Below are 9,031 nucleotides of genomic sequence, written 5' to 3' on the forward strand. Positions count from 1 at the left end.
CTGGTGTAACGAATCCCAGGAGCGCTACGTGCTGGCGGTTGCCGCGGACCAGCTTCCGCTGTTTGACGAGCTGTGCCGCCGCGAGCGCGCGCCGTATGCCGTCATCGGTGAAGCGACCGAAGAGCAGCACCTGACTCTGAGCGACGCCCATTTCGACAACCAGCCTATCGATCTGCCGCTCGACGTTCTGCTCGGTAAAACGCCGAAGATGACCCGCGACGTAACAACCCGTAAAGCGGCGGGCAAAGCGCTGGATCGCCAGGGCATTACCGTAGCTGAAGCCGTTAATCGCGTGCTGCACCTGCCGGCAGTCGCTGAGAAAACCTTCCTGGTGACCATCGGCGACCGCACCGTGACCGGTATGGTATCGCGCGATCAGATGGTTGGCCCGTGGCAGATCCCGGTGGCGAACTGCGCCGTGACCACCGCGAGCCTCGACAGCTACTACGGCGAAGCGATGGCGCTGGGCGAACGTACCCCGGTGGCGCTGCTGGACTTCGCGGCCTCTGCCCGTCTGGCGGTCGGTGAAGCGCTGACCAACATCGCCGCGACGCAGATTGGCGACATCAAACGTATCAAACTCTCCGCAAACTGGATGGCCGCTGCCGGTCACCCTGGTGAAGATGCCGGCCTGTACGAAGCGGTGAAAGCGGTGGGTGAAGAGCTGTGTCCTGCGCTCGGCCTGACCATTCCGGTGGGTAAAGACTCCATGTCGATGAAAACCCGCTGGCAGGAAGGTAACGAGCAGCGCGAGATGACCTCTCCGCTGTCGCTGGTGATCACCGCGTTTGCGCGCGTGGAAGACGTGCGTCATACCGTTACGCCGCAGCTTTCCACTGAAGATAACGCCCTGCTGTTGATTGACCTCGGCAAAGGCCATAACGCGCTGGGCGCCACCGCGCTGGCGCAGGTTTACCGCCAGCTCGGCGACAAGCCAGCCAACGTGCGCGACGTCGCCCAGTTGAAAGGCTTCTACGACGCAATTCAGGCGCTGGTGGCGCAGCGTAAGCTGCTGGCCTACCACGACCGTTCCGATGGTGGCCTGCTGGTGACGCTGGCAGAGATGGCCTTCACCGGTCACTGCGGCGTTGAAGCAAACATTGCCACGCTTGGCGAAGACCGCCTGGCGGCGCTGTTTAACGAAGAGCTTGGCGCGGTCATTCAGGTACGCGCCGCAGATCGCGACGCGGTGGAAGCGATTCTGGCGCAGCACGGTCTGGCAGACTGCGTACACTATCTCGGTAAAGCGGTGCAGGGCGACCGCTTCGTGATTGAAGCCGACGGCCACGCGGTGTTCAGCGAAAGCCGCACCACGCTGCGTATGTGGTGGGCGGAAACCACCTGGCAGATGCAGCGCCTGCGTGATAACCCGGAATGTGCCGATCAGGAGCACAACGCGAAGGCCAATGACCAGGATCCAGGCCTGAACGTGAAGCTCTCCTTCGACATCAACGAAGACATCGCCGCGCCGTACATTGCGACCGGTGCGCGTCCGAAAGTGGCCGTGCTGCGCGAGCAGGGCGTTAACTCCCACGTTGAAATGGCTGCCGCCTTCCACCGCGCGGGCTTTGACGCTATCGACGTTCACATGAGCGACCTGCTGGCCGGACGTACCGGTCTGGAAGATTTCCAGGCGCTGGTAGCGTGCGGTGGTTTCTCCTACGGCGACGTGCTGGGCGCGGGCGAAGGCTGGGCGAAGTCCATCCTGTTCAACAGCCGCGTGCGCGACGAGTTCGAAACCTTCTTCCATCGTCCGCAGACCCTGGCGCTGGGCGTGTGCAACGGCTGTCAGATGATGTCTAACCTGCGCGAACTGATCCCGGGCAGCGAAGCCTGGCCGCGCTTTGTGCGTAACCAGTCTGACCGCTTCGAAGCACGCTTCAGCCTGGTGGAAGTGACCCAAAGCCCGTCTCTGCTGCTGCAGGGAATGGTCGGTTCACAGATGCCAATCGCGGTCTCCCACGGCGAAGGTCAGGTAGAAGTGCGTGATGCCGCGCATCTGGCTCAACTGGAGAGCAAAGGTCTGGTGGCGCTGCGCTTTGTCGATAACTTCGGCAAGGTCACGGAAACCTACCCGGCCAACCCGAACGGCTCCGCCAACGGTATTACCGCGGTGACCAGCGAAAGCGGTCGTGCAACCATCATGATGCCGCATCCGGAACGTGTGTTCCGCACCGTGAGCAACTCCTGGCACCCTGAAAACTGGGGCGAGGACAGCCCGTGGATGCGTATCTTCCGCAACGCGCGTAAACAGCTGGGTTAAGTTTCAGGCAACACCTGCAGGCCCGGTAAGCGCGAGCGCTACCGGGCTTTTTTGTCTCTGTCGCAAAATCGCGACAACCCTCTGGTTTGAGTGTCTCCAAAAGGAGACATTTAACTTATTGATTTATATATGGCAGTAAAGGTTCCCATTAAGGTGTTGCTTAATAGCGACACTTAGCCTGGAAATCATTCAACCGATAATTAACAGGTTTAACAAGTAAAAATCATATATTTCAATGTGTTAATATTTTGTTTTGCGTTCTGGCACGGGTGTTGCATAATATTAACCAGTGGCTCATTCACCTTCTTATGTGCCCCTTCGGGACGCGCTACATAAACTTCGAATGACGCACAAAAAGGTGCCTGCCGTCCAACTACTGATCATAGCGATGCTTTATCAGGCCAGGGCGAAACGTCGAGTTAGGCACCGCCTCATTCCATGACAAAGCCGGGTTTTTACCCGGCTTTGTTGTATCTGAAGGGCAGACTCAGTTACGCTCTGCGTAAACCCCCATTAAGAGAGTAATGCGTTGAAACGCTGGCCCGTTTTTCCCCGCTCCCTGCGACAGCTTGTCATGATGGCCTTCCTGCTGATCCTGCTGCCGCTGCTGATCCTTGCCTGGCAGGCGTGGCAAAGTCTGAACGCGCTGAGCGCGCAGGCGGCTTTGACCAACCGCACGACGCTCATCGACGCCAGACGCAGTGAAGCGATGACCAACGCCGCGCTGGAGATGGAACGTAGCTATCGTCAGTATTGCGTGCTTGACGATCGGACGCTGGAAAAGGTGTATCAGAGTCAGCGCAAGCGCTATAGCGAAATGCTGGACGCCCACGCCGGCGTATTGCCTGACGACAAGCTCTATCAGGCGTTACGTCAGGATTTAAACGATCTTGCGCAGCTACAGTGCAGTAACAGCGGCCCGGATGCCGCCGCCGCCGCGCGTCTTGAAGCTTTTGCCAGCGCCAACACCGAGATGGTGCAGTCAACGCGCACGGTGATTTTCTCTCGCGGCCAGCAGCTCCAGCAGGAGATTGCCGAGCGCGGCCAGTTCTTCGGCTGGCAGGCGCTGGTGCTGTTCCTCGTGAGCCTCGGGCTGGTTCTGCTCTTTACCCGCATGATCATCGGCCCGGTGAAGGGCATTCAGCGGATGATCAACCGCCTGGGTGAGGGGAAATCGCTCGGGGATACGGTCGCCTTTAAAGGTCCGCGCGAGCTGCGATCCGTAGGCCAGCGCATTATCTGGCTGTCCGAGCGCCTGGCGTGGCTTGAATCACAGCGTCATCAGTTCCTGCGCCATATCTCCCATGAGCTTAAAACGCCGCTGGCCAGCATGCGCGAAGGGACGGAGCTGCTGGCGGACGAAGTGGCAGGACCCCTTACGCCCGAGCAGAAAGAAATTGTCGAGATCCTGGATAACAGCAGCCGCAATCTGCAAAAGCTGATTGAGCAACTGCTGGATTACAACCGCAAGCTGGCTGACGGGGCGGTCGTACTGGAAAACGTTGAGATTGAACCGCTGGTGGATATGGTGATATCCGCCCATAGCTTGCCAGCAAGAGCTAAAATGATGCATACCGGTGTAGAACTGAATGCGCCGACCTGTCTCGCTGAACCCATGCTCTTAATGAGCGTGCTGGATAATCTTTATTCCAATGCGGTGCACTATGGTACTGAATCCGGTAACATTTATATCCGAAGTTATACGAAGGGTTCCCGGGTGTTTATAGACGTCGCTAACACCGGCACCCCGATTCCCGATGACGAAAAAACCATGATCTTCGAGCCCTTTTTCCAGGGGAGTCATCAGCGGAAAGGTGCGGTGAAAGGCAGTGGTCTGGGCTTGAGCATCGCCCGGGACTGCATACGACGCATGCAGGGTGAGCTAAACATTGCCACGGACGAACGTTCGGATGTTTGCTTCCGTATTGAACTGCCCCTGAGCCGGAAAAATCAATAAAATGAATCTATGTCTGGTGAGTATGTCACACGTCTTTTCCCGCGCCGTACGCGCGGTGTTTTCCCGCAACACGCTTCGCCTGAGCCTGCCCTGTTTATTTCTGGCAGGGTGTGTTTCCCATGCGCCACAAAGTGCAATTAGCGATAAACAAGAAGATAAATGGCCCGATAACCAGCTGGCCGATTTCCTCTCAACCCGCTGTGACGATATCTGGAACCTGTCAGGTCATGACGTTGAAAGCAACCCGCTGTTCTGGCTGCGTGGAATAGATTGCGCCCAGCGTCTGGCCCCGGTAGATGCTCGCTCCAAGGCGGCGATGCTGGATGACGACACCTGGCAGGACGCTTTCAAGCGCGGCATTTTGCTGGCTGATGCGAAAATCACCCCCGTCGAACGGCGCGCCAACGTGACCCGACTGGACACGTTCGTGGTCAATCTTCCCGTGCAGGTACGCCCGGTATACCAGCTCTGGCGCGATGGACAGACATTACAGCTTCAGCTGTCTGAAGAGCGCTCCCGCTACAGCAAGCTGCAACAGTCAACCGACAGCGAGCTTGATACGCTGCGTCAGCAGCAGCAACATTTACGTACGCAGCTCGATACCACAACGCGTAAGCTGGAAAACCTGACCGATATCGAAAGGCAGCTCTCGTCGCGCAAATATCAGCCGGGGAGTTCATCTGCGGCACCGGACAGCGATACGCCGAAACAAGAGGATGTGAAGCATGACGAGCCGTAAACCTGCCCATCTGTTACTGGTGGATGACGATCCCGGGCTGTTAAAGCTGCTGGGCATGCGTCTGGTGAGTGAAGGTTACAGCGTCGTGACCGCGGAAAGCGGGCTCGAGGGGCTGAAAATTCTCAGCCGCGAGAAGATCGATCTGGTGATAAGCGACCTGCGGATGGACGAAATGGACGGCCTGCAGCTGTTCGCGGAGATCCAGAAGCAGCAGCCGGGGATGCCCGTGATTATCCTGACCGCGCACGGGTCGATCCCGGATGCGGTTGCCGCGACGCAGCAGGGAGTATTCAGTTTCCTGACCAAGCCGGTGGACAAAGACGCGCTGTATAAGGCTATCGACAGCGCGCTGGAACATGCCGCCCCGGCGGGGGATGAAGCGTGGCGGGAGTCTATCGTCACCCGCAGCCCCGTGATGCTGCGTCTGCTTGAACAGGCCCGGATGGTGGCGCAGTCCGACGTCAGCGTGCTCATCAACGGCCAGAGCGGTACCGGGAAAGAGATCCTGGCCCAGGCGATCCATAACGCCAGCCCGCGCAGCAAGAACGCCTTTATTGCGATTAACTGCGGCGCGCTCCCGGAGCAGCTGCTTGAATCTGAACTGTTTGGTCACGCCCGCGGGGCATTCACCGGGGCGGTAAGCAGCCGGGAAGGGCTGTTCCAGGCCGCGGAAGGCGGCACGCTGTTCCTGGACGAGATTGGCGATATGCCCGCGCCGCTGCAGGTTAAGCTGCTGCGCGTGCTGCAGGAGCGCAAAGTTCGCCCGCTGGGCAGCAACCGCGACATTGATATTAATGTGCGAATTATTTCCGCCACCCACCGCGATCTGCCGAAAGTGATGGCCCGCAACGAGTTTCGTGAAGATCTCTACTACCGCCTGAACGTGGTGAACCTGAAGATCCCGGCGCTGGCGGAGCGTGCGGAAGACATTCCGCTGCTGGCGAACCACCTTTTACGCCAGGCGGCCGATCGCCATAAACCATTCGTGCGCGCATTTTCCACCGATGCAATGAAGCGGCTGATGGCCGCAAGCTGGCCGGGCAACGTGCGTCAGCTGGTCAACGTGATTGAGCAGTGCGTGGCGCTGACCTCTTCACCGGTCATCAGCGACGCGCTGGTGGAGCAGGCGCTGGAAGGGGAAAACACGGCGCTGCCGACGTTTGCGGAAGCGCGGAATCAGTTTGAGCTCAACTATCTGCGCAAGCTATTGCAGATCACCAAAGGCAATGTGACCCACGCCGCGCGCATGGCCGGACGCAACCGCACCGAGTTCTACAAGCTGCTGTCGCGCCACGAGCTGGAAGCAAACGATTTTAAAGAGTAATGCCGTATGGTACTGTGAGCAATCGATTACGAGGCAGCTTACAGGCAAGAGTTTAAGGACCCACCATGAAAAAGATTGATGCGATTATTAAACCTTTCAAACTGGATGATGTGCGTGAAGCGCTGGCGGAAGTCGGCATCACCGGGATGACCGTGACGGAAGTGAAAGGTTTTGGTCGTCAGAAGGGCCACACCGAGCTTTACCGTGGCGCAGAGTACATGGTCGACTTTCTGCCGAAAGTAAAAATTGAAATCGTGGTCAGCGACGATATCGTCGATACCTGCGTGGATACCATTATCCGCACCGCGCAGACGGGCAAAATTGGCGACGGTAAAATCTTCGTCTTTGACGTGGCGCGCGTGATCCGTATCCGTACCGGCGAAGAAGACGACGCCGCGATTTAAACATTTTCCTGGCCGGGTAAGGCGCAGCCGCCACCCGGCGAAAAAAAAGCCCCTCGACCGAGGGGCTTTTTGCATTACAGCACCTTATGCGGGCCGAAGCACTCGTAATGAATGCTGTCTTTGTTCACGCCCAGCCCCACCAGCTGCTGCGCGGCATACTGCATAAACGCCACCGGCCCACAGACGTAGAACTGCATGTCCGGCGCGCTAAACGCCCCTTCCATCTGGCTTAAATTCATCAGACCTTCGCTGTCAAAGCGTGCAGCTGCGCGGTCTGCCTCCGTCGGCAGGCGATACCAGGTGTGCGCGGTAAAGCGCGGCAGGGAGGCCCCGAGCGTTTTCACCTCATCCGCAAAGGCGTGCACGTCGCCGTTTTCCGCAGCGTGGAACCAGTTTACCTGCGCACCGTGGTGTGATTTTGCCAGCGTATCGAGCATCGCCAGCATTGGCGTTTGGCCGACGCCCGCAGAGATCAGCGTAACCGGGGTGTTTGCTTCAACGGCCATAAAGAAGTCGCCCGCCGGCGCGGCCAGATGGACCACGTCGCCCACGTTCGCTTCGTTGTGCAGCCAGCTGGAAACCTGACCGCCGTCCTCACGCTTCACCGCAATGCGGTAGCCTTGGCCGTTTGGCTTGCGGGTAAGAGAATACTGACGGATCTCCTGATGCGGGAAGCCTTCTGGCTTCAGCCACACGCCCAGATACTGCCCTGGCTGGTAATCGGCCACCGGCTGTCCGTCCACCGGCTCAAACTCAAAGCTGGTAATCAATGCGCTGCGCGGGGTTTTCTCGACGATGCGGAACGCCCGCGTGCCTTCCCAGCCACCGTTCTTGCTGGCGTTTTCACTGTAGATCTGTGCTTCACGGTTGATAAACACGTTTGCCAGCACGCCGTAGGCTTTACCCCACGCGTCCAGCACCTCCTGGCCCGGGCTGAACATCTCGTCCAGCGTGGCCAGCAGGTGGCCGCCCACAATGTTGTACTGCTCGGGTTGGATCTGGAAGCTGGTGTGCTTCTGCGCGATTTTTTCCACCGCGGGCAGCAGTGCAGCCAGGTTTTCAATATTGCTGGCGTAGGCCGCGATGGCGTTGAACAGCGCTTCACGCTGATCGCCGTTACGCTGGTTGCTCATGTTGAAAATCTCTTTGAGCTCCGGGTTGTGCGTGAACATGCGATCGTAGAAATGAGCGGTGAGTTTAGGGCCGGTTTGCACCAGCAGGGGAATGGTGGCTTTTACGGTAGCGATGGTTTGAGCGTCGAGCATGAGCGCGTCCTTTTGATGTCACTTTAATGATGTATTTTAAATGCATCTTATAAAAAATACCCCTGCGTTGTAAATGGTTCTTTGCAAGATGAAAAATATGCATCACAAACCTGAAAAGAAATCCGCTGGAAAGGGCGAGAGCTTTATTCCTCAAACCCTTGCGTGGCGGGTAGGAAAACGTTTGCGTAAAATCGTTTGTCAAGACCTGTTATCACAGAACTAATCAGTTATACTGTTGCCCGTCGTCCAACAGGACTGCCTTTTCAGGCCAAAATTTACTTGTTAGCTGAGTCAGGAGATGCGGATGTTAAAGCGTGAAATGAACATTGCCGATTATGATGCCGAACTGTGGCAGGCTATGGAGCAGGAAAAAGTACGTCAGGAAGAGCACATCGAACTGATCGCCTCCGAAAACTACACCAGCCCGCGCGTCATGCAGGCGCAGGGTTCTCAGCTGACCAACAAATATGCTGAAGGTTACCCTGGCAAACGCTATTACGGCGGTTGCGAGTACGTTGATATCGTTGAGCAGCTGGCTATCGACCGTGCGAAAGAACTCTTTGGCGCTGACTACGCGAACGTGCAGCCGCACTCTGGCTCTCAGGCTAACTTCGCGGTTTACACCGCGCTGCTGCAGCCGGGCGATACCGTTCTGGGTATGAACCTGGCGCAGGGCGGCCACCTGACTCACGGCTCCCCGGTTAACTTCTCCGGCAAACTGTACAACATCATCCCTTACGGTATCGATGAGTCCGGTAAAATTGACTACGAAGACATGGCGAAGCAGGCTAAAGAGCACAAGCCGAAGATGATCATCGGTGGCTTCTCCGCTTACTCCGGTATCGTTGACTGGGCAAAAATGCGTGAAATCGCAGACAGCATCGGTGCTTACCTGTTCGTTGATATGGCGCACGTTGCGGGTCTGATCGCCGCAGGCGTTTACCCGAACCCGGTTCCACACGCTCACGTTGTGACCACCACCACCCACAAAACCCTGGCGGGTCCACGCGGTGGCCTGATCCTGGCGAAAGGCGGTGACGAAGAGCTGTACAAAAAACTGAACTCCGCGGTGTTCCCAA

General features: G+C 57.6%; 7 protein-coding genes. 6 read left to right on the plus strand and 1 reads right to left on the minus strand.

The genetic code is table 11. The annotated features are described in order from the left end of the window. From purL to glnB, 5 genes are all read left to right on the plus strand, one after another. On the plus strand, positions 1-2,263 hold a 2,263-nt coding region (gene purL / locus DOU50_RS02340), incomplete at its 5' end, for a phosphoribosylformylglycinamidine synthase (protein WP_148768701.1). Between the two features lie 529 nt (positions 2,264-2,792). Then, on the plus strand, positions 2,793-4,220 hold the full coding sequence (gene qseE, locus DOU50_RS02345) for a two component system sensor histidine kinase QseE/GlrK (protein WP_024908630.1): 1,428 nt from the start codon (positions 2,793-2,795) through the stop codon (positions 4,218-4,220). A gap of 1 nt (position 4,221) precedes the next feature. Further along, positions 4,222-4,959, plus strand: coding sequence for a two-component system QseEF-associated lipoprotein QseG (qseG, locus tag DOU50_RS02350; RefSeq protein WP_024908631.1), 738 nt, complete (start codon positions 4,222-4,224; stop codon positions 4,957-4,959). After that, on the plus strand, positions 4,946-6,283 hold the full coding sequence (gene glrR / locus DOU50_RS02355; protein ID WP_021241871.1) for a two-component system response regulator GlrR: 1,338 nt from the start codon (positions 4,946-4,948) through the stop codon (positions 6,281-6,283). Before qseG ends, glrR begins: the two co-directional genes overlap by 14 nt. A 65-nt stretch (positions 6,284-6,348) precedes the next feature. Then, the gene (gene glnB, locus DOU50_RS02360; RefSeq protein ID WP_003860685.1) at positions 6,349-6,687 is read left to right on the plus strand and encodes a nitrogen regulatory protein P-II; all 339 of its coding nucleotides are present in this window, start codon (positions 6,349-6,351) and stop codon (positions 6,685-6,687) included. Between the two features lie 74 nt (positions 6,688-6,761). On the opposite strand, the gene hmpA is transcribed toward glnB, so the two are convergent. Continuing rightward, positions 6,762-7,952, minus strand: coding sequence for an NO-inducible flavohemoprotein (gene hmpA, locus DOU50_RS02365; protein WP_148768702.1), 1,191 nt, complete (start codon positions 7,950-7,952; stop codon positions 6,762-6,764). A 304-nt stretch (positions 7,953-8,256) separates the two neighbouring features. Here hmpA and glyA point away from each other — a divergent pair. Beyond that, on the plus strand, positions 8,257-9,031 hold a 775-nt coding region (gene glyA, locus DOU50_RS02370), incomplete at its 3' end, for a serine hydroxymethyltransferase (RefSeq protein WP_148768703.1).

It is taken from the genome of Enterobacter sp. C6, assembly GCF_008122455.1.
Classification (GTDB): Bacteria; Pseudomonadota; Gammaproteobacteria; order Enterobacterales; family Enterobacteriaceae; genus Enterobacter; species Enterobacter pseudoroggenkampii.

Excerpts from the sequence above, each read along its gene's own strand:
- hmpA (WP_148768702.1), bottom strand. The coding sequence starts at position 7,952 with ATGCTCGACGCTCAAACCATCGCTACCGTAAAAGCCACCATTCCCCTG.
- qseG (WP_024908631.1), top strand. The coding sequence starts at position 4,222 with ATGAATCTATGTCTGGTGAGTATGTCACACGTCTTTTCCCGCGCCGTA.
- glnB (WP_003860685.1), top strand. The coding sequence starts at position 6,349 with ATGAAAAAGATTGATGCGATTATTAAACCTTTCAAACTGGATGATGTG.
- glrR (WP_021241871.1), top strand. The coding sequence starts at position 4,946 with ATGACGAGCCGTAAACCTGCCCATCTGTTACTGGTGGATGACGATCCC.